Origin of the sequence: Micromonospora noduli, from assembly GCF_003264365.1 — a bacterium.
GTDB lineage: Bacteria > Actinomycetota > Actinomycetes > Mycobacteriales > Micromonosporaceae > Micromonospora > Micromonospora noduli.
Genome location: NZ_PYAK01000003.1, coordinates 266006 through 285593 on the forward strand (window position 1 = coordinate 266006; position 19588 = coordinate 285593).

Genomic DNA, 19588 nt, shown 5'->3' on the forward strand with positions numbered 1-19588 from the left:
CATGGACGTCAACGTCACTGCTAATTATTAAGACAGTTAACTGTTTCTGTCCAGGGGTGGCCCGGGTGAGCGGACCTCCCGTCGCGCGGGCGGCGCGACGGGAGGCCGCAGGGCGTCCGCCTCAGCGGCGGAAGGTGAACCAGTTGACGTTGACGAAGTCGTTGGGCTGGCCGCTGGTGAAGGTGAGATAGACGGTGTGCCGGCCCGTCACCCCGCCGCCGACGTTGCCGGGCACCGAGCGCCAGCTCTGCCAGCCGCCGGTGTTGCCGACCGCGAAGCTGCCGATGGGAGCCGCGGTCGGGCTGTCCAGCCGCACCTCCACCAGACCGCTCACCCCGCCCGCCGCGCCGGACGCGACCCGGGCCACGAAGTCGCGAGGCCCGCTGGAGCCGAACTCGACGCCGTCGTAGCGCGCCCAGTCCCCGTTACGCAGGGCGGCGATGTTCTGCCCGCCCTCGGCGCACGCCTCGACAGCCACCCCGTTCTGGGCGTTGAACGACTCGGCCTGGAGCTGCCCGTACGCGTCCCTCGTCCCGCCCGGCGGCGGGGTGGTCGGCGGCGGCGTGGTCCCACCACCCCGGCGGTACACGGCCACGTAGTCGACCAGCATCGGTCGACCCGGGATGGTCGCCGCGGTCGGCGTGCCGCTGCCGGCCACCCCGTTCGGGAAGGCGCCGCCCATCGCCACGTTGAGCAGCAGGAAGTAGCCGGCGTGCGAGGTCATCTGCGACCAGGCTGACGCACCGACCTGACTCTGCGTCACGGTGTGGTAGAGCTGCCCGTCGACGTACCAGCGCAGTTGCTGGGGACTGATCGAGGCGTCCCACTCGAACCGGTACGTGTGGAACGCCGACTGGCAGCTGGCGCCCGGGCAGGCCCGGGACGCACCGAGGCCGTTCGACTCGTTGCAGGGTCCGCCCGGGGCCACGCCGCAGTGCAGCACGCCCCAGACGGAGTTGATGCCGTTGACGTTCTCCATCACGTCGAACTCGCCGATGCCCGGCCAGTTCTGGTAGTTGCCCCGGTAGGGCGCGCCCAGCGCCCAGAACGCCGGCCAGTAGCCGGACGCCGCCGCACCTGTGACGTTCGGCATCTGGATCCGGCCCTCGATCGCCAGCACGCCGCCAGCCGGGGCCTTGAAATCGCTGCGCACGGTCTCGATCCGGGCGGAGGTCCAGCCTCCCCCTCCGTCGCGCAGCGGCGTGATCCGCAGGTTGCCGCCGCCGTCGTGGCTCACGTTGGCGGTGCTGGCGGTGTAGTTCTGGATCTCGCCGGTGCCCCAGTTGCCCGGGCCGCCCGGGTAGTTGTGCCCCGTGTCGATGATCCAGTTGGCGGCCGACGGCAGGGTGCCGGCCGCGCCGGTGAAGTCGTCGCTCCAGACAGTGCTCCAGCCGGCGGGCGGTGGCGGGACGGCGGCCTGCGCGGTCATGGTGACGCCGGCCAGGGCGATGGTGGTAGCTGCGAGCAGGACGGACGCCAACAATCGGCGGCGGACGGGTGGGGCGGCGGTGACCGCCAGGGGAGGTGGCATTGACATGCCTCTCTGCGGGGGACGGGTCGAGAGAGCGCTCTCTCAGAGTTGTACGTCCCGTCAACACAGTTGTCAACGTCGATCTGTGTCGGCCGCTGGAGTTGCCTGCGGGCGGCGGAGCACCGCCTGCTCAAGGGCCGACCACACGCTCGTGGTCACCAGGTAGATCACCGCGGCGAGCGGCAGCACCAGCGCCACCAGCACTGTCGTGAACGGCAGCAGGGGCAGCAGCCGGCCGAGCGTGGCCGCCCCCGGCCCCTCGGTCGGCGTACCGGCCACCGTGCCCACCGCCGCCGACGCCCGGCGGGCCCGCCGGGACGACCACCAGGCCACCACCAGCAACACCAATAGCAGTACGCCGAACAGCGGTCCGGCCGCACCGGCCAGCCCGTCGCTGAGATGGTGACCCAGTGGCACGCCGGCCAACCGCTCGTCCAGCAACCCGGTGCCGCCCTCACTGGTGCTGAACAACCGGTACAGCACCAGCAGGAACGGTGCCTGGATGAGCAGCGGCAGGCAGCCGGCGATCGGGTTCGCGCCGGCCTCGCGGTACAACGTGAACACCTCGCGCTGAAGCGTCGCCGGGTCGTCCGCGTACCGCTGCTGGAGGTCACGCACCTGTGGGGCGAGCGCCGCGCGGCGCCGCTCGCCACGGACCTGCGCGACGGTCAGCGGTGAGATCAGCAGGCGGACGGCGATGGTGAAGAGCACGATGGCGGCTGCGGTCGCTCCGCCGCCGGCCAGTGGTTCGAGCAACTCGGTGAGCCAGGACAACGCGCTGCCGGCAGCGGCGACAGTGTCGTGCAGTGGTGCGAAGGCAAGCATGGGAAACCCCTCGGTCCGATTCCGGTGAGGCCCTCCCCCTGGCGGTATCCGCTCAGCAAGGGGGCCGGTGACGGCGGGATCGGCCGCGCGGCGGCGAGGCGCTACGCGGCCGAGGGGTGCCCCGGGGCGCGGGGACGAGGACGACCGGCCGCATCCGGGTCGATCTGGCGAGGCATTCGGCGACTTCGGGAGCGGGCCCGCAGGCCGGCCCACCGCGGCCCGGCACCGGGCGCGCCCGCCCGGTCGTGCACCCGGGCCGCCAGCACCACCGCGAGCAGCACCAGTGCGGTCAACGCGGCGCCCGCCAGCAGGTCGGCCGGTCGGCCCGCCAGCACTGTGAGCTGGGCGTACGCGGACATCCACGCGACCCCGACATAGCCCAGCAGCACCGGCACGTGCTCAGCATAGGACCCGCTGTCACGTCAGCCAGCCGAATCCGGCGGCCCGCCCCGAGTACGACGCGCCGCCGCCACGTTTCCCGGCATCGCCACGTTGGGTAACCAACGGCGGACCAACGCGGACGGACCGCGAACGGCAGGAAACGGACGGGTGATGTCGATGACCGGTCAGGTGGCGGAGGCGCCCAGCGACATGGCTGCGGCGACCGGGTTGCTCACCGTGGGTGTCGAGGAGGAGTTTTTGCTCGTCGACCCGCACACCGGGGCCGCGGTTCCGGCCGTGGACCTGGTCATGGAGCAGGTGCCGGCCGAACTTCGCGGGCAGGTGGAGCGGGAGTTCCAGACCAGTCAGATCGAGATCGGCAGCCCGCCCGGCCTGGAGCTCTCGTCGATCCGGCACTCCCTCGGGGTCCTGCGTCGGGCGCTCTCCGACGCCGCCGAGAAGGCCGGCGTACGCCTGCTCGCCATCGGCACCGGCCCGGTGGACGGCCCGGTGCCGCCGGTGGTGGACAAGCCCCGCTTCGACCGGATGATCGAGCGCTTCCGGCTGCTCGTCCCCGGCCCCGGCAACAACGGCATGCACGTACACGTCGGGGTGCCCGACCCGGACACCGGCGTGCAGGTGCTCAACCACGTACGGCCGTGGCTGCCGATGCTGCACGCGGTGACCACCAACTCACCGTTCTCCCGGGGCGAGGACACCGGCTACGCCAGTTGGCGCTCGGTGGAGTGGGAACGCTGGCCGTCGGTGGCGCCGACGCCGTTCCTGGAGTCGCACGAGCACTACCAGCGACTGATCCGCCAGTTGATCTCCAGCGGGGTGATGCTCGACGAGGGGATGCTCTACTGGTACGCCCGCCTGTCGGCGAAGTACCCGACGGTGGAGCTGCGGATCGGCGACGTCTGCCCGTCGGTGGACGACGCGGTGCTGGTCGCCGCGCTGGTCCGGGCGCTGGTGGCCACCGCCATGGCGGATGTCGAGGCGGGCCGGCCGGCGTTGCAGACCGACCACCACCTGCTGGTCGGCGCGCACTGGCGGGCCGCCCATGACGGGCTGGAAGGCGAGGCCGTCGACGTCACCAACGGCGAGCTGCGCCCGGCGTGGGAACTGTTGGACCGGTTCGTGGAGCGGATGCGGCCGGCGCTGGAGCAGCACGGCGACTGGGCCGAGGTGACCGACCTGCTGGGTGGGTTGCGGCGGCACGGCAGCGGCGCGGCACGGCAGCGCGCGGTGTTCGAGCGCACCGGCCGACTCACCGACGTGGTGCAGGACGTCGCACGGCAGACCCGCGGCTGATCACCGCGTGACAGGATGAACCCGTGGCGCAACGGCTGATCGTCATCGGCGGGGACGCCGCCGGAATGTCGGCGGCGTCCCAGGCCCGACGCCGCCGTGACCGCGGCGACCTGGAGATCGTGGTCTTCGAGCGGGGCCACTTCACCTCCTACTCGGCGTGCGGCATCCCGTACTGGATCAGCGGCCTGGTGCCCGGCCCCGAGGCGTTGATCGCCCGGGGCCCGGAGACGTTCCGCACCGAGTACGCGATGGACGTCCGGATGCGCCACGAGGTCACGGCCATCGACCTGGAACGCCGCGAGGTCGTGGCACGGGACCTGAAGGGCGGCGGCGAGGTCCGCGAACGCTTCGACGACCTGATGTACGCCACCGGCGCGGTGCCGGTGAAACCTTCGTGGGCGATCACCGACGCGGGCGGCGTGTTCGGCATGCAGACCCTCGACGACGGTGCGGCGCTACGCGACTGGTTGGACGCCGACCCGCAGCCGCGCCGGGCCGTGGTGGTCGGCGGCGGGTACATCGGCGTCGAGATCGCCGAAGCCCTGATCCAACGCGGCCTCTCGGTGACCCTGGTCGAAGCCGGCGAGCAGCCCATGTCGACTGTCGACAGCGACATGGGCGAGCTGGTCGCCGAGGCGATGCGCGGCCTCGGCATCACGATCCGCGGCAGCCTGCCGGTGAGCGGCCTGGAGGAGCGGGACGGCCGGGTGTCCGCCGTGGTCACCGCCGAGGGGCCGATTCCGACCGACGTCGTGGTCATGGGTCTGGGCGTACGCCCCAACACCGCGCTCGCGGAAGCGGCCGGGCTGCCCCTCGGGCCGACCGGCGCGATCCGGGTGGACCGCCGGATGCGGGTGCCCGGGCACCCCGGGGTCTGGGCGGCCGGTGACTGCGTGGAGACCCTGCACCGGGTCAGCGGATTGCCGGTGCACGTGCCGCTCGGCACGCACGCCAACAAGCAGGGCCGGGTCGCCGGAATCAACATCGGTGGCGGGTACGCCACCTTCACGGGCGTGATCGGCACGGCGGTGACAAAGGTCTGCGACCTGGAGGTGGGTCGGACGGGTCTGCGCGAGCGCGACGCCACGGCTGCCGGCTTCGAGTTCGTGTCGGTGATCGCCGAGTCGACCAACCGGGCCGGCTACTACCCGGGTGCCCGGCCGATGACGGTCAAGCTGATCGCCGAGCGTCCCAGCGGCCGGTTGCTCGGCGCGCAGATCGTCGGTTGGTCCGAGGCTGCCAAACGGATCGACTCGCTGGCCGTGGCGCTGTGGAACGGCATGACGGTGGACGATATGACGCAGCTGGACCTGGGCTACGCTCCGCCGTACGCGCCGGTGTGGGATCCGGTGCTCATCGCCGCCCGAAAAGCGGTCGACGCGCTCGCCGCCCTCGACCGTTGACCCGCGCCCGCCGTGGAGGACCACCCCGTGACCCAGACCCCGACCCGGCCGACCGTGCGTCGGCGTCCCACGATGGTCGACGTGGCCCGGCGGGCCGACGTCAGCCTGAAGACGGTCTCCCGGGTCGTCAACGACGAGCCGGTGGGGCAGGAGTTGGTCGGCCGGGTGCTGGCCGCGATCGCCGAGCTGGGCTTCCGGCGCAACGACATCGCTCGTAACCTGCGCTCCCGGCAGCTCAACGCCACCGTCGGGCTGCTGATCGAGGAGATCGCCAACCCGTTCTACGCGACCATCGCCAGCGTCGCCGCCGAGATCGCCGCCGCCCACGGCACCATGCTGATCACCGCGTCGTCGGAGGAGGACCCGGAGCGGGAACGCGCCCTGCTCCAGGACTTCACCCAGCGTCGGGTCGACGGCCTGCTCGTGGTGCCGGCGGGGCTCGACCACTCGTTCCTGCGTCGCGAGGTCGAGCTGGGCATGCCTGTGGTGTTTTTGGACCGGCCGCCGCAGGGGCTGCAGGCCGACGCCGTGCTGTTGGACAACCGGGGCGGCAGCCACGCCGGGGTGAGCGCGCTGCTCGACGAGGGGCACCGACGGGTGGGGCTGCTGCTGGGCGCTCCGAGCGTGCCCACGATGCGGGAGCGGCTGGCCGGGGCACGGGCGGCGCTGGACGCTGCAGGGGTCGAGCCGGACGAGTCGTTGATCCGTGAGCGGCTCATCGCTCCCGAGGAGGCCGGCCGGGCGGTGGCCGCGCTGCTCGACCTTCCAGAGCCGCCCACCGCGTTCTTCTGCGCCAACAACCGGCTCACCGTCGGCGCGCTCCAGGAGCTGCACCGGAGGGGCAGTGACGCCGCGCTGGTCGGCTTCGACGACTTCGAGCTGGCCCACCTGATGCCCCGACCGCTGACCGTCGTCGCGTACGACACCCGGGAGCTGGCGAGGGTCGCCACCGAGCGACTGTTCCAACGAGTAGCCGGCGACGACACCCCACCCTCCACCACGGTCCTGCCCACCAGACTGCTGAAGCGCGGCCTGGCCTAAGCGGCCTCGAGCAGTGCTTCCACCTCGGCGCGGGTCGGTGGGTTGGCGCCTCGGCGGGCGCAGGTCAGCGCGGCCACATTGGCGGCCTGTCGGAGCACAGCACCCCACTGCGGCCCGGTCACTGCGGCGAGCCGGTCGGCCGGGCGGTCGCCGAGCGCGTCGAGGTCGGCCAGTGCGGCCAGCAGGCCACCGGTGAACGAGTCGCCGGCACCGACGGTGTCGACCACCGTGGTGCGGACCGCCGGCTCCTCGTGCAGCGAGCCGTCCGGCGCGAGCAGCCAGGCGCCATCCCCGCCCCGGGTCACCACGGCGCAGGACACACCGGCCGTACGCCATTCGGTCATCACGTCGGCCACCGAACGGTCCGGGTAGAGCCAGGCCAGGTCCTCGTCGCTGGCCTTGACCAGGTGCGCGAGGCGAATCTGCCGGCGTACCCGCTCCTGCTCCGCCGCCCGGTCGGTGACGATGCTCGGGCGCAGGTTGAGGTCGATGGAGACGGTGAGCCCGTCGCGCTGACGTTCCCGGGCGAGCAGGCCCTCCAGCGCCTCCGCGCCGGGTGCCAACGCGAGCGCCAGGGAGCCGCTGTGCAGCGCGATCGCCGGTGACCCGGCCAGCTCGGGCAGCTCCTGCGGCGTCCACTGCCAGTCCGCGGCACCGGCCAGCCGGAACTCGTAGCTGGCCTGCCCGGCGGCGTTCAGGGTGGCCACCGCCACCGACGTGGGCTCCTCGGCGCGCACCGCCCACTCCAGGTCCACCCGGTTGGCGCTCAGATGCTCGACGAGTTGCCGACCGTAGTCGTCGCTGGCGAGCCGGGCCAGCAGCCGTACCGGCTGGTCGAGCCGGGCCAGGGTGACCGCGACGTTCGCCGGGGAGCCACCGGGCACGGCCCGCTGCCCCTCGGCGGTGACGACCAGGTCGATCAGCGCCTCACCCGCGACGACGATCACGCGGTCACCTCCCCCGCTGCGAGCGGGCCGGGGCCGCCGAGCCCGTCGGCCGCGCGGGACAGCAGTACCGCCTGGTAGGCGTGGTAGACGTCCGGTCGGCCGTGCCAGACCGTGTCGGCGGGCAGGTTCTGCGCGTCCAACTCGTGCCGCCATCCGGTCTGGTCGATGAGACTGCGGCGGGCGTACGCCCAGAAGACCCGGTACCAGTCGAGGTAGACCGTGTCCCCGGTACGGCGGTGCAGAGTGATCGCCGCGCCGATGGCCTCGGCGAGAACCCAGTGCATCCGGGAGCGCACCACCGGCCGGTCGTCCCAGTCGATGGTGTAGACGAAGCCGTCCGCGCCGTCGACCGCCCAGCCGCGCCGCACGGCCGCGGCGAACAGGGCGCGGGCGTCGGTGAGCAGCCAGCGGGGTGGCTGCGGCAGCACCGCCTCCAACTCCAGCAGCAGCCGGGCCCACTCCAGCCAGTGCCCGATCGTGGAGCCGTACGGCCGGAACGGGTCGGCGGGCTGGTCCCGGTTGTAGTCGGGCAGCGGCGTCCAGTCGGTGGTGAAGTGCTCGGGCAGCCGCCAGTCGTGTCGGGCCGCCTCACCGTGCACGAGGTGGGTGGCGATCCGCAGGGCCCGGTCGGCCCAGCTCGCGTCGCCGGTGGCGGCGGCAGCGGCGAGGAAAGCCTCGACCATGTGCATGCTGCTGTTGGCGCCCCGGTAGTCCTCGGTGACCGTCCAGTCCCGGTTCCACGATTCGCGGACCGCGCCGGCGTCGTCGTCCCAGAACCGGTCCCGCACGACGGTCAGCACGTCGGCGAGCAGCCGGTCCGCGCCGGGCCGTCCGGCGCGCACGGCGCTGGAGGCGGCGAGCAGCACGAACGCGTGGTCGTAGCCGGCCTTGCGGTCGTTGACTGGCACTTCCTGCTGGTCCACCGCGCCGAACCAGCCGCCGTACCTGTCGTCACGCAGCAGCGTGCTGAGCGCGGCGATCCCGTGGTCGACCAGGGCGGCGGCGTCCGGATCGCCGTTGCGGTGGGCGAGGGCGGCCACGTGGGTCATCCGGCAGGTGATCCAGGTGTGGATCGGTTCGCCGCGATCCGGAGTGCGGTCGTCGGTGAGCCACCAGAAGCCGCCCTCGGGCCGGACCGAGCGGCGGGCGGTGTCAAGCAGCGTCCGGGTCTGGTCGACGAGGAACTCGTCCAGATCGGGCAGGTCTGGTGACCCCGCCGGAGCAGGGGTCGTTGCGGCGTCGGATCGGGGCACGTCGGTCATTTCAGCTGGTCACCGTCGGGTAGGAAAGGGACATACGGCCAGGATCGGCGGACGGACCGGGTCCGCGCCGCAAAACCGCCAACGGTACGCCACGAATCGACTGGCCAGGGTCGGCACGCGGCGGGAGGCTTTTCCTCCCATTTGCCCGTTGACATCGTTGTCACCGTTCAACCCTGCTCTGGCAGCCGGCCGACTGTCAATTCCGGCTGCGTCACACCGCCCCGGGGCAGCTCCGGTCAGTAGTAGTCGTCGATCGGCTGGCGTGCCTCGTCGAACAGCGCCGGCCCCTCGTAGCGGACCGGGGGCAGCGGTGGGGTGGCCGGCTTGACCTCCTCGAACTGCTCGGTGGACAGCGCGTACACCACCCGCCCGAGGCCGGACCGGTCGATCGCCGTCGCGCACATCGCGCAGGGCTGGCAACTGGTGAACATGGTGGTGCCGGCGGCGACCTCGGGGGAGAGTTCCCGAGCCGCCCAGCGGGCCAGCTTCAACTCCGGATGGGCGCTGATGTCCGCGTCGGAGACCACTGTGTTGTGGTCCTCGATCAGGACGACGCCGGCCGCGTCGACCAGCAAAGAGCCGAACGGCCGTTCGCCGGAAGCCCCCGCCCGCCTCGCGATTTCCACTGCGTGGCGGAGAAACTTCTCGTCGTCGGGGGTCATCGGTCCTCCTGGGTTGCGTGATGTGCGGCCACGGCCGCAAGGGTCCGCCAGGCGCGTTCGGGCTGGCGGATCTCGGTCAGGTCGCCGTTGAACGGGTCCAGCACCACCGTCTCCGCGCCGAGCGCACGAAGCTGGTCGAGGTCGGCGACGATCTGATCGATGGTGCCGACACCGGCGAGCCGGTCCGGGTCGGTGATCGGTTCTCGGGTCTCCTGAAGCGCGATCCGCGGCACCAACGCGGGCACCGGACGACCCAACTCGTCAGCGATGTCCGTCAGCCGTCCGACAGCCTCGGCCAGCCGTGCCGGCGTGACCCGCAGCGGGTGCCAGGCGTCACCGAGCAGTACCGCGCGCCGCATGCCGGCCTCGCTGTTGCCACCGACCCAGATCGGGATCGCAGCCGTGTCGTAGTCGTCGGTGTCCTGCCATGCCTCGCGCATGGTGTGCAGGTACTCGTCGGTCAGCGCCCCGCGCTGCCGGAACGGCACGCCGAGCGCCTCGAACTCCTGCCGGGCCCAGCCGACGCCGACACCGAGAACGAGCCGGCCGCCGCTGAGCCGGTTGAGGTTCGCCGCCATCCGGGCGGTGAGCAGCGGGTGCCGGTACGGGACGATGAGCACCGTGGTGCCCAGCCGAACCCGGCTGGTCACCCCGGCCAGCCAGGACAGCGTGGTGAACGGCTCGTAGAACGGCGCCGGATACTGCTCGGCCACGTCCGCGGTCACCACGATGTGATCGGAGACCATCAACAGGTCGAAGCCGAGACCCTCCACCGTCTGCGCCCACCGACGCAGGACGTCGGGGTCGGTGCCCGGTGCGAAGTTCGGTACGTTCACGCCAATCTGCACCCGTCCACGCTAGCCACTGCGGACCGGTGTGTGAACGCCGTGGCCCGGCTGAATCACCTGGCAGCCGACACGAATCGCCGTACGACTCAGGAGCGCCGGATGGATCTGCCCGAGGGACTCGACTGGGTACGCGGGACACCCGCCGGTCGCGCCTGGCTGGCCGCACTCCCGACGTGGCTGACGGAGTGCGCCGAACGGTGGTCGCTGCGGGTCGACCCGCCCTTCCGGCAGGCGTACGCGTCACTGGCGCTCCCCGCCCACCTGCCCGACGGCACGGCGGCGGTGCTGAAACTCCAGTACCCCGACGAGGAAAGCCGGCACGAGGCCGACGCCCTGGCCCGCTGGGACGGCGACGCGGCGATTCGTCTGCTCGCCCACGACCCCGGGCGGCGTGCCCTGCTGCTCGAACGCTGCCAGCCCGGCACTCCCCTGCACGACCTTCCGCCGGACCGAGCGCTGGACGTGGTGATCGGACTGCTCCCCCGGCTCTGGCGACCGGCCGGCGCGCCGTTCACCCCGCTGGCACAGGAGGCCGCCGGTTGGATCAACCGGATGCCCAGGGCCTGGGAACGGGCCGGCCGACCGTACGAGCGACGGCTGCTCGACGCGGCGCTCGACCTGCTCACCGGCCTGGCGTCGAGCCAGGGCGAGCAGGTGCTGGTCAACCAGGACCTGCACGCCGGCAACATCCTCGCCACCGACACGCTCGCCGCCTACCGAGGGCCGTGGCTGGCGATCGACCCGAAGCCGCTGACCGGGGAACGGGAGTTCTCGGTCGTACCGATGGTGCGCGGCCCGGAGTTGGGCCACTCACCGGCCGCCGTCCGGCATCGGCTGCACCGGCTCAGCACCGGACTGGGGCTGGACCCCGAACGGGTCCGAGGTTGGACGATCGGGCACACGCTGGCCTGGAGCGTCGCCGACGACACAGTCTTCCCCGAGAAGATCGAAGTGGTCCGCTGGCTGCTCGACACCGACTGAGCTCCGGCTCGGCCCGACCCAGCTCCGCGATCTTGCACTCGCTGTCCCGACCCAAGGTGCATATCCACCCATGCCAACAACAGAAACTGCAAGATCGCCGCGAGGCGGGCACCGGGGCGCGGGACGGGCAGGGCGGTTCAGCCGGCCTGGCAGGTACGGCACCAGTACAGGTTGCGGCCCGCCAACTCGCCGCGACTGACCTCGGTGCCGCAGACGTGGCAGGGCGCTCCCGGGCGGCGGTAGACGTACACCTCGCCGCCGTGCCGGTCCACCCGCGCCGGCCGGCCCATCGCCTCCGGCAGGTGCGCGTCGCGGACCGTGTCGATCCGGCCGTGCTCGACCGCGAGCCGCATCAAGCCGACCAGGTCGCCCCAGAGCGCGTCCCAGCCGGTCCTGGTCAACTGTCGGCCGGGCATCGTCGGCGGCAGCCCCGCCCGGAACAGCGCCTCGGTCACGAAGATCAAACCGGTGCCGGCCACCACCGACTGGTCCAGCAGCAGCGCGGCGAGAGGGGTGGGGCTGCGGGCGATGCGGGCGTACGCCTGCTCCGGGTCGGCGTCGGCGCGCAACGGGTCCGGCCCGAGGCGATCCCGCAGCGCGGCCACCTCGGGTGGGGTGAGCAGCTCACAGGCCGTCGGCCCGCGCAGGTCGAGCCAGTGCCGGTCGCTGGCCAGCCGTAGTCGCACCTGCCCGACCGGCTCCGGCGGCTCCCCCGGCCCGTCGGTGAACTTGCCGTACAACCCGAGGTGTACGTGCAACGTCAGCTCGCCGGCGTAGTGGTGCAGCAGGTGCTTCCCGTACGCCTCGGTGCCTTCCAGCACCGTCCCGGAGAGCCGGGCGGCACCCTCGGCGAAGCGGCCCTGCGGGCTGGCGACGTGCAGCTTGTCCCCGGCGAACAACTCGGCGTGCCGGGCCGCCAGGCGATGGATCGTGTGTCCCTCTGGCACAGGTGCCAAGGATAGCCAGCCCCGCCCGATGGGAGCGCGCTGATCGGCTCGGCCCAGCGCCGCCTCGACCGACCCAGCCCTCGCCACGTCGATCCACTCGGTCCCTGCGGCGTTGATCGACTCGGGCTCCAGGAAACCGCGGTGTTGCAAGGAGCGGGACACCCCGACTTCCAGGAAGGCGAGTCGATCAAGGCCGGACCCAACCGGGACCAGGGCCGGTCAAGGCCGGTCTCGGCGGCCGTACCCAGGATTGGTGTCAGGAAACGCCCAGGTGGGTATTTGAGGGCCGACACCGCGTGGGTGCCACCCTTTCCGTCGGCCACCACGCATTCATCAGGAGGTGTGTAGTGGTCAGGATTCCTTCGCTGTCCCGCCGGTCCGAGCCGGCACCGACGCGGGACGAGAACCTCGACGGCCGCGTTGACGGCCGCGACACCCCGGTCACCGAGACCGGTCAGTCCGACGACAGCGTCGGCCGCCCGGTGGTCACCGACCGGGACGCCGACCAGACGACGTACCGCAGCGCCGGCGCGACCGGCGGCCAGACCAGCGAGGCCGAGCGGCGGGCCAACGAGCGGGCGGCGGTGGCCCGAGCCGCCACCGCGCGACCGGTGGAGACCGAGTCGCGGGGCACCGCTTCCCGCCCGGTCGCACCCGAGCCCGTGAACGGCGGCACGGCACGGCCGGTCGCACCCGAGCCGGTGAACGGCACGACCAGCCCGGTCACACCCGAGCCCCGCACCGGCACCGCCAACAAGGTGGAGACCGGGTCCCGGCCCACCGTCGCCCCGACCACGGCGCGCGCCGCCGAGCGGGACGCCGACCCCGACAGCACCACCCGTCGGCCGGACACCACCGACCGGGTCACCACCGACCGCCCGGTCGACCCGACCCCGGGCGTGAGCACGCCCGAGCCGCCGGTGACGCGTGGCCCGAAGCCGCGGGCCAGCCTGCTCGCCACCCTCGGCCTGATCGTGTCGGTCGCCGGCGCGATGTTCGTGCTGACCGGCACCCTGGCCGGGTACGGCATCGGGCTCGGCGCGTTCGGTGCGGTGCTCGCGGTGCTCGGCCTGATGGCCACCCGTCGTCGGCATGTCGCCGGCAAGACCGACGCGCTCTTCGGCGTGCTGATCGGGCTGGCCGCGGTCGTGATCGGGGTGCTCGCGATGACCGGCCAGTTCGACTGGCCAACCACCGACGGCGACTGGGTGCCGCGCTTCCGAGAGTGGCTTGACTCACAGTTTGTGGATCGTTTCTAGCGGGCACTGTTCCGCTCGCCGGTGATGCACCGGCGAACAGCCGGCGGTTCGCCGGCAGCCCGATCTCATCCGGTGGTTCACCGGCCGGGCGACACCCTTTCAGGGGCGGCGGTTCGCCGCCCCTGAAGTGTTTCCGGGGCCAGGCCCGAAACACAACTCCCGCCCCAGGTGGGCCCCAACGCAATGATTCACAGTTGGAGAGCGCCCAGACGCAACGAATATTCGGTCTGCGCAACTCTCGGTGGTGGATCCTGCCGCTGACGCCGCATACCGTTGAGCAACGGCGCCAGCCCGTGGGCCACGGTGGCCGGGCGCGCCCGACCCCTGGGAGCAGGACAATGACGATGGACGCCACCAGCCAGCGCCTGTTGATGTGCCGGCCGACGTACTTCGCCGTCGATTACGCGATCAACCCCTGGATGGACCCGAGCGCGCCGGTCGACGCCGCGCTGGCCGTCCGGCAGTGGGAGCAGCTGCGCCAGACGTACCTTGACCTGGGCCACACCGTCGAGGAGATCACTCCGGTGCCCGGCCTGCCCGACATGGTCTTCGCCGCCAACGGCGGCACCGTGATCGACGGCAAGGCGATGGCCGTGCAGTTCCGCGACCCGCAGCGCGCCGACGAGGCGCCGGCGTACCGGGCCTGGTTCGAGGCCGCCGGCTTCGAGATGTACGACCCGAAGCACGTCAACGAGGGCGAGGGCGACGTCCTGCTGGCCGGTGACCACCTGCTGGCCGGCACCGGCTTCCGCACGGCGCACGCCGCACACGCCCAGTTGCAGGAGGTCTTCGGCTACCCGGTGATCACCATGCAGCTTGTCGACCCGCGCTTCTACCACCTGGACACCGCGTTGACAGTGCTCGACGAGCGGACCGTGGCGTACCTGCCGGAGGCGTTCTCCCCGGGCAGCCAGGCTGTGCTGCGCCGGCTGTTCCCCGACGCGGTGCACGCCACCATGGCCGACGCCGAGGTGCTGGGGCTGAACGCGGTCAGCGACGGGCGGCACGTGGTGCTGCCCGCGCAGGCCACCGACCTGGCCGCCAAGCTGCGCGACCGGGGCTACGAGACCATCGGGGTCGACCTGTCCGAGCTACGTAAGGCCGGCGGCGGACCGAAGTGCTGCACGCTGCGACTCCGTCAGGGAAAGGCAAGCAAGTGATAGTGGATGACAAGCTGCGTACGCCGGGAGCGGTCCGGGACGCCGAGCGCTGGACTGCGCACAACTACCACCCGCTGCCGGTGGTTATCTCGTCCGCCGAGGGCGCCTGGCTCACCGACGTGGACGGCCGCCGCTACCTGGACTGCCTGGCCGGCTACTCGGCGCTGAACTTCGGCCACCGGCATCCGCAGCTGATCGCCGCCGCGCACGCCCAACTGAACCGGCTGACGCTGACCAGCCGGGCGTTCATCCACGACCAGTTCGCCGACTTCTGCCGGGAGCTGGCCGAGCTGTGCGGCAAGGACCTCGTGCTGCCGATGAACACCGGCGCCGAGGCGGTGGAGACCGGGATCAAGGTGGCCCGCAAGTGGGGCTACCAGGTCAAGGGCGTGGCCGCCGGGCAGGCCAACATCGTGGTCGCCGAGGGCAACTTCCACGGGCGGACCACCACCATCGTGAGCTTCTCCACCGACGAGGACGCCCGCGCCGACTTCGGGCCGTACACCCCGGGGTTCACTGTCGTGCCGTATGGCGACCTGGACGCGCTGACCGCCGCGATCGACGAGAACACAGTGGCCGTGCTGCTGGAGCCGATCCAGGGCGAGCAGGGTGTGGTGGTGCCGCCGGAGGGTTACCTGCCGGGTGTACGCCAGGTCTGCACCGAGCGCAACGTGCTGTTCATAGCCGACGAGATCCAGTCGGGTCTGGGACGTACCGGCGCGACCTTCGCCTGTGACCACGAGGGCGTGGTGCCGGACATGTACCTGCTCGGCAAGGCGCTCGGCGGCGGCATCGTGCCGGTGTCCGCGGTGGCCGCGAACGCCGACGTGCTCGGCGTGCTCAAGCCCGGCCAGCACGGCTCCACCTTCGGCGGCAACCCGCTCGCCTGCGCGGTGGCGATCGAGGTGGTCCGGCTGCTGGCCACCGGCGAGTTCCAGCGCCGCTCGGCCGAGCTGGGTGAGCGGCTGCGGGCCGGCCTGGAAGGGCTGGTCGGCAAGGGCCTCGTGGGGGTACGCGTCCGTGGCCTGTGGGCCGGTCTGGATATCGACCCGGCGCTGATGAGCGGTCGGGAGGCGTGTGAGCGGCTCGCCGCGCGCGGAGTCCTCGCCAAGGACACCCACGGCTCCACCATCCGGCTCGCCCCGCCGCTGGTGATCACCGAGGAGGAGATCGACCTGGCGGTGACCCAGCTGGCCGAGGTGCTGGCCGGCTGACCCGGGAACGTGGTGAAAGGCGGGCGTCGGGGTTCCGGCGCCCGCCTTTCGTGTCAGGGGCGGGGTAGGCGCATGGCCATGGTCGGGGCCTCGGCCATCACCGAGGTGGGGGTGAACGGGGCGCCGGTGGGCAACTCCTCGGCCCGACCGATCTGCACCCCCGGATACAGCTCCACCATGTCGTTCTCGCCCAGCACCCGGGACTGCTGCGGGGCCAGCGGGATCCGGTCGGACTCGGCCATCGAACCGGCCGGGCGGATGCCGGAGCCGTTGGTGCTGACGTCGGTCACGATGACCTCGCCGACCCGCAGCTCGAAGCGGACGTGACCACGACTGATCCAGCGACGGGCCTCGTCGTTGAGCCACTGCCCGAGCATGATCCCGCCGTCCTGCTCCGGAGCCCGACCGGCCACGATCGGCTGCTCCTCGCTGAGCACGAACCGCCGCCGGACCAGGCCGCCGACGCGCACCGCGAGCACCTCGGTACGCGGACGCGGGCCGCCGTCACCGAGCCGTACGCCGTGCCGCGGGCAGGTCGGCACGCCGTTGCGCAGGGCGGGCGGCGGCTGCGCTGCGGGGCTGCGGTCTGCGCCCCCGGCCAGGTCGGCGAACGCGCCACCCCCACCGCCACCGCCGAACAGCGCGCAGCCCGACTCCGGGCAGCGCCACTGGCGGGCCAGCAGCTTGACGCCGGTCGGCGACCGCTTGCCGGCCACCGGCGAGTGCCCACCACCGACGTGGGCGATGAACACCGGCCCGCCGGCGCCCGGCACCGGCGCGACCACCCGACCGGGCTGCTCGACCAGCCACGGGAACCGCCCGCGCAACCCGTCGAAGCGGACCCGGCTGAGCACCGGCAGACCGAGCAGGTCGGCGACCTCCAACATCCGGTCACCCGGGTTGTCGAGCACCTCGACGAGCCCGTCGTCGGCCCAGCGGCGGACGACCATCCGCTCGTTTGAGGTGAGGTCGGCGTCGGAGAGCAACGCCCGGTGCACCACCGCGTAGACCTGGACGCTGTCCTCCTCCAACTCGCGGGAGAGCGCGTCGATGACCATGCCGAGGCGGAGCAGGCTGGCCGGCCGACCACCGTCGATGTCCTGGTAGCGGATCACCTCGGCCAGATCGACCACGGCTCGGGCCAGTGACGGGTCCGTGCAGACCCGACCCTCGATGGCATCCAGAACCTTGCTGATCTCGAATCTCATGCCGCACTCCGGACGATGTCGTCAATTCGCCGAGCCAGCTCGATGTCCCGGTGGGTGACCCCACCGGCCGAGTGCGTGACACAGCGGAAGGTCAGGGTCCGCCATCGGATGTCGATGTCGGGATGGTGGTCGAGCTCCTCGGCCACCGTCGCCACCCGGTCCACCACCGCGATGGCCGCCGGGAAACTGCCGAGCTGCGCGGTACGACCGATGCCGGTCGGGTCACCCGACCAGTCGGGCAACCGGCTCAGCTCTTCTCGCACCGCGTCCGCGGTGAGCAGGTCTGCCATGACCAGACCCTACCGGTGGGACGGCTGGCTGACCGGACGCGCTCCCTCGAGCCCAGGGTCTCCTGCCGGCGGTGCCGGCCAGAAACGCGACGGCGGGGCGGCATCATCAGATGCCGCCCCGCCGATCAGTATCGCGTCAGCCGCGCAGCGGCCGTGCTGTTCAGCCGCGCAGCGGCCGCCCCACCTCGTGCAGGTGACCGAGCGCCTGCCGGTACGACTCGACCAGCCCGGTCTCGGCGTACGGGATGCCCTGCTCGACGCAGTAGGCCCGCACGATCGGCTGGGCCCGGCGCAGGTTGGCGCGCGGCATGTTCGGGAAGAGGTGGTGCTCGATCTGGTAGTTGAGACCGCCGAGCGTGGTGTCCACCAGCCGGCTGCCGCGCACGTTGCGGGAGGTCAGCACCTGCTTACGCAGGAAGTCCAGCTCGTCCTCGGCGGTCGGCATCGGCATGCCCTTGTGGTTCGGCGCGAACGCGCAGCCCATGTAGAGGCCCCACAGCGCCTGGTGCACGACGGCGAAGAGCAGCGCCTTGACCGGGGACATGACCGCCAACAGCAGCGCCACGTAGGCGGCGGTGTGCGCGACGAGCAACGCCGCCTCGACCGCCCGGTGCCGCATCGGGACGGCGTACTTGCCGTCCTCCCGGCCGACGATCGCCTTGATGCTCGCCACGTGCAGGCTCAGACCCTCGAGCAGCAGCATCGGGAAGAAGAAGTACGCCTGCCGCTGAGCCATCCAACGGCCGAACCCCCTGGTCTCCAACGCCTGCTCGGGCGTCCACACCAGGGCCCCCGCGCCGACGTCCGGGTCCTCGTCCTCGTGGTTCGGGTTGGCGTGGTGCCGGTTGTGCTTGTCGACCCACCAGCCGTAGCTGATCCCCACCGCCACGTTGCCGGCGAACAGCCCCACCACCTCGCTGGGGCCACGCCGACGGAACATCTGGCGGTGCCCGGCGTCGTGACCGAGGAACGCGACCTGGGTGGTGGCCACGGCCATCAGGGCCGCGAGCGGAAGCTGCCACCAGGAGTCACCGAGCAGGAACACGGCCACCCAGCCGGCCACGAACGCACCGAGGGTGAGCACGATGCGGGTGACATACCAGCCGGGGCGCCGCTCCAGCAGGCCCGCCTGGCTGATCCGTCGGGACAACTGTGCGTAGTCACTGCCTCGCCGTCGTACCGGCGGTTCCGCCACCGCTCCGAGCGCCATCGCTGCTCCCGTTCCGCTTGCGCCCGTACCGGGGTGGTTCGGGCTTAATGTCAAGTCTCCCGATCGCAGTAGCGGTGAGTAAACCCGACAACCCCCGAATGGGGGGTAGGGCAGGCCCTACCCCCCATTGGTTCGACTCAGCTCAGTCGACCCACCGCGGCGCGCAGTCGAGCCAGGTCACGTCGCCGCCGCTCGTACGTTGCGGCGAGCCCGACCAGCGCCAGCCCGCCCACTCCCAGGTAGATCCACCGGGGCAGCAGATCCCACCCCCGGGCCAGCTCGTGCAGCGCCAACAGCGTCAGCACCCCGCCGCCGAGCAGCACCGGCGCCTGCCACCGGCGGGTCGCGCCGGCCAGCACCGCGCCGGTCGCCGCCGCGCCGAGGAGCAGTCGCCGCCACGGCTGCGGGTCCGCCCCGGCCAGCACCGACACGAGGCTGGGCAGCAACGCCGCGACCAGCCCCGGGCCGAGGGCCGGCCAGCTGGTCAGCCCCGGCCGGGTACGCAGCGCCAACAGACCCCCTCCGACGGCGAGCGCCGCGGCCGGCAGGGTGTACGCCTCCAGCACTGTCACCCCACCGGCGGCCAGCAGCACCCAGGCCCCGAGCAACTCGCTGCCGGCGGCGATCCCGGCGAACGTCCACCGCCGACCGGCCGGTTCGCCCCGGCGCAGCAGTCGCAGCGCCACTGCGACACCCCAGAGCACGCAGACGGTGGCGAGGTGCCGGGCCGCCTCGACGGCGAGCACCGCCGCCACCAGCGCCACAGCCTGCGCGGTGGCGTCCAGCACCCGTCCCAGCCGGACCCGCGCCGGGATGACCGCCGCGGCGGCAAGCACCAACGCGGCCACCGCCAACAGCGGGTACGAGGCAGCCCGCAACGGCAGCCCAGCGGCGAGCGGGGCGGTCACCGCCAACGCGGACGCCGCGCCCACGGCGGCGAGACAACCGGCGACCCGTACCTCGAACCGGCGCGCCCCGGCGGCGACCGCGACCGCCGCCACCAGCAACGCCCCCTGGGCCGCGAGCGTCCCCGTACCCGCCCAGGTGAGGACCACTCCGTGACGCTCGACCCCACGACTGCCGAGCGCCGAGCCCTGATCACCGG

The 19588-nt window shown here is 72.2% G+C and carries 19 protein-coding genes; 7 read left to right on the forward strand and 12 right to left on the reverse strand.

Features of this window, described 5'->3' with window-relative positions:
* Nucleotides 1-121: 121 nt before the first annotated feature.
* The 3 genes from GUI43_RS04215 to GUI43_RS04225 all read right to left on the reverse strand — a co-directional run bounded on the left by GUI43_RS04215 (nucleotide 122) and on the right by GUI43_RS04225 (nucleotide 2751).
* Entirely contained in the window at nucleotides 122-1537 is a 1416-nt protein-coding gene (locus tag GUI43_RS04215) for a carbohydrate-binding protein (RefSeq protein ID WP_373861050.1), read from the reverse strand.
* 66 nt (nucleotides 1538-1603) lie between these two features.
* On the reverse strand, nucleotides 1604-2356 hold the full coding sequence (locus GUI43_RS04220) for a YidC/Oxa1 family membrane protein insertase (RefSeq protein ID WP_112583630.1): 753 nt from the start codon (nucleotides 2354-2356) through the stop codon (nucleotides 1604-1606).
* A 101-nt stretch (nucleotides 2357-2457) separates the two neighbouring features.
* The gene (locus tag GUI43_RS04225) at nucleotides 2458-2751 is read right to left on the reverse strand and encodes a DUF6412 domain-containing protein (RefSeq protein WP_249037645.1); all 294 of its coding nucleotides are present in this window, start codon (nucleotides 2749-2751) and stop codon (nucleotides 2458-2460) included.
* A 157-nt stretch (nucleotides 2752-2908) separates the two neighbouring features.
* Here GUI43_RS04225 and GUI43_RS04230 point away from each other — a divergent pair, with 157 nt between their 5' ends.
* From GUI43_RS04230 to GUI43_RS04240, 3 genes are all read left to right on the forward strand, one after another.
* Nucleotides 2909-4051 carry a carboxylate-amine ligase gene (locus GUI43_RS04230; protein ID WP_373861176.1) on the forward strand — a complete coding sequence of 381 codons (1143 nt, stop codon included), beginning with the start codon at nucleotides 2909-2911 and terminating at the stop codon, nucleotides 4049-4051.
* A gap of 23 nt (nucleotides 4052-4074) precedes the next feature.
* Complete coding sequence (locus tag GUI43_RS04235; RefSeq protein WP_112583631.1) at nucleotides 4075-5454, forward strand: FAD-dependent oxidoreductase; 1380 nt, start codon at nucleotides 4075-4077, stop codon at nucleotides 5452-5454.
* A 72-nt stretch (nucleotides 5455-5526) separates the two neighbouring features.
* On the forward strand, nucleotides 5527-6495 hold the full coding sequence (locus tag GUI43_RS04240) for a LacI family DNA-binding transcriptional regulator (protein ID WP_112583783.1): 969 nt from the start codon (nucleotides 5527-5529) through the stop codon (nucleotides 6493-6495).
* Here GUI43_RS04240 and GUI43_RS04245 read toward each other — a convergent pair.
* The 4 genes from GUI43_RS04245 to GUI43_RS04260 form a co-directional block, all read right to left on the reverse strand.
* Nucleotides 6492-7442: a carbohydrate kinase family protein gene (locus tag GUI43_RS04245; RefSeq protein ID WP_112698013.1), complete on the reverse strand. Its 951-nt coding sequence runs from the start codon at nucleotides 7440-7442 to the stop codon at nucleotides 6492-6494. The genes GUI43_RS04240 and GUI43_RS04245 overlap by 4 nt on opposite strands.
* On the reverse strand, nucleotides 7439-8704 hold the full coding sequence (locus GUI43_RS04250) for an AGE family epimerase/isomerase (RefSeq protein WP_112698014.1): 1266 nt from the start codon (nucleotides 8702-8704) through the stop codon (nucleotides 7439-7441). The genes GUI43_RS04245 and GUI43_RS04250 overlap by 4 nt, the downstream gene beginning before the upstream one ends.
* A 236-nt stretch (nucleotides 8705-8940) precedes the next feature.
* Nucleotides 8941-9366 carry a nucleoside deaminase gene (locus GUI43_RS04255; protein WP_091405997.1) on the reverse strand — a complete coding sequence of 142 codons (426 nt, stop codon included), beginning with the start codon at nucleotides 9364-9366 and terminating at the stop codon, nucleotides 8941-8943.
* Nucleotides 9363-10214: an LLM class flavin-dependent oxidoreductase gene (locus GUI43_RS04260; RefSeq protein WP_112583634.1), complete on the reverse strand. Its 852-nt coding sequence runs from the start codon at nucleotides 10212-10214 to the stop codon at nucleotides 9363-9365. Before GUI43_RS04260 ends, GUI43_RS04255 begins: the two co-directional genes overlap by 4 nt.
* A gap of 99 nt (nucleotides 10215-10313) precedes the next feature.
* Here GUI43_RS04260 and GUI43_RS04265 point away from each other — a divergent pair, with 99 nt between their 5' ends.
* Nucleotides 10314-11195, forward strand: coding sequence for an aminoglycoside phosphotransferase family protein (locus GUI43_RS04265; RefSeq protein WP_112698015.1), 882 nt, complete (start codon nucleotides 10314-10316; stop codon nucleotides 11193-11195).
* Nucleotides 11196-11332: 137 nt separating this feature from the next.
* Here GUI43_RS04265 and GUI43_RS04270 read toward each other — a convergent pair whose 3' ends face one another.
* Complete coding sequence (locus GUI43_RS04270; RefSeq protein ID WP_112698037.1) at nucleotides 11333-12142, reverse strand: Fpg/Nei family DNA glycosylase; 810 nt, start codon at nucleotides 12140-12142, stop codon at nucleotides 11333-11335.
* A 347-nt stretch (nucleotides 12143-12489) separates the two neighbouring features.
* On the opposite strand from GUI43_RS04270, the gene GUI43_RS04275 reads away from it, so the two are divergent.
* The 3 genes from GUI43_RS04275 to rocD all read left to right on the forward strand — a co-directional run bounded on the left by GUI43_RS04275 (nucleotide 12490) and on the right by rocD (nucleotide 15775).
* On the forward strand, nucleotides 12490-13401 hold the full coding sequence (locus GUI43_RS04275; RefSeq protein WP_249037646.1) for a DMT family transporter: 912 nt from the start codon (nucleotides 12490-12492) through the stop codon (nucleotides 13399-13401).
* A gap of 344 nt (nucleotides 13402-13745) precedes the next feature.
* A complete protein-coding gene (gene ddaH / locus GUI43_RS04280; protein ID WP_181518433.1) occupies nucleotides 13746-14561 on the forward strand; it encodes a dimethylargininase in 816 nt (271 codons plus the stop codon).
* Nucleotides 14561-15775 carry an ornithine--oxo-acid transaminase gene (gene rocD / locus GUI43_RS04285; protein WP_211326639.1) on the forward strand — a complete coding sequence of 405 codons (1215 nt, stop codon included), beginning with the start codon at nucleotides 14561-14563 and terminating at the stop codon, nucleotides 15773-15775. The genes ddaH and rocD overlap by 1 nt, the downstream gene beginning before the upstream one ends.
* Nucleotides 15776-15828: 53 nt before the next feature.
* Here rocD and GUI43_RS04290 read toward each other — a convergent pair whose 3' ends face one another.
* From GUI43_RS04290 to GUI43_RS04300, 4 genes are all read right to left on the reverse strand, one after another.
* The gene (locus tag GUI43_RS04290; RefSeq protein WP_181541694.1) at nucleotides 15829-16983 is read right to left on the reverse strand and encodes an FHA domain-containing protein; all 1155 of its coding nucleotides are present in this window, start codon (nucleotides 16981-16983) and stop codon (nucleotides 15829-15831) included.
* Entirely contained in the window at nucleotides 16980-17273 is a 294-nt protein-coding gene (locus GUI43_RS34215; protein WP_112676987.1) for a 4a-hydroxytetrahydrobiopterin dehydratase, read from the reverse strand. Before GUI43_RS34215 ends, GUI43_RS04290 begins: the two co-directional genes overlap by 4 nt.
* A 160-nt stretch (nucleotides 17274-17433) precedes the next feature.
* Nucleotides 17434-18483: a fatty acid desaturase family protein gene (locus GUI43_RS04295; RefSeq protein ID WP_112583637.1), complete on the reverse strand. Its 1050-nt coding sequence runs from the start codon at nucleotides 18481-18483 to the stop codon at nucleotides 17434-17436.
* A gap of 137 nt (nucleotides 18484-18620) precedes the next feature.
* A partial coding sequence (locus tag GUI43_RS04300; RefSeq protein WP_428842199.1) for an SCO7613 C-terminal domain-containing membrane protein occupies nucleotides 18621-19588 on the reverse strand: 968 nt, incomplete at its 5' end.

Bases quoted from the DNA above. Each gene is read 5' to 3' on its own strand.
- GUI43_RS04215 (WP_373861050.1), bottom strand. From the start codon at position 1,537: ATGTCAATGCCACCTCCCCTGGCGGTCACCGCCGCCCCACCCGTCCGC.
- GUI43_RS04220 (WP_112583630.1), bottom strand. From the start codon at position 2,356: ATGCTTGCCTTCGCACCACTGCACGACACTGTCGCCGCTGCCGGCAGC.
- GUI43_RS04230 (WP_373861176.1), top strand. From the start codon at position 2,909: ATGTCGATGACCGGTCAGGTGGCGGAGGCGCCCAGCGACATGGCTGCG.
- GUI43_RS04240 (WP_112583783.1), top strand. From the start codon at position 5,527: ATGGTCGACGTGGCCCGGCGGGCCGACGTCAGCCTGAAGACGGTCTCC.
- GUI43_RS04250 (WP_112698014.1), bottom strand. From the start codon at position 8,704: ATGACCGACGTGCCCCGATCCGACGCCGCAACGACCCCTGCTCCGGCG.
- GUI43_RS04255 (WP_091405997.1), bottom strand. From the start codon at position 9,366: ATGACCCCCGACGACGAGAAGTTTCTCCGCCACGCAGTGGAAATCGCG.
- GUI43_RS04265 (WP_112698015.1), top strand. From the start codon at position 10,314: ATGGATCTGCCCGAGGGACTCGACTGGGTACGCGGGACACCCGCCGGT.
- ddaH (WP_181518433.1), top strand. From the start codon at position 13,746: ATGGACGCCACCAGCCAGCGCCTGTTGATGTGCCGGCCGACGTACTTC.
- GUI43_RS04290 (WP_181541694.1), bottom strand. From the start codon at position 16,983: ATGAGATTCGAGATCAGCAAGGTTCTGGATGCCATCGAGGGTCGGGTC.
- GUI43_RS34215 (WP_112676987.1), bottom strand. From the start codon at position 17,273: ATGGCAGACCTGCTCACCGCGGACGCGGTGCGAGAAGAGCTGAGCCGG.
- GUI43_RS04295 (WP_112583637.1), bottom strand. From the start codon at position 18,483: ATGGCGCTCGGAGCGGTGGCGGAACCGCCGGTACGACGGCGAGGCAGT.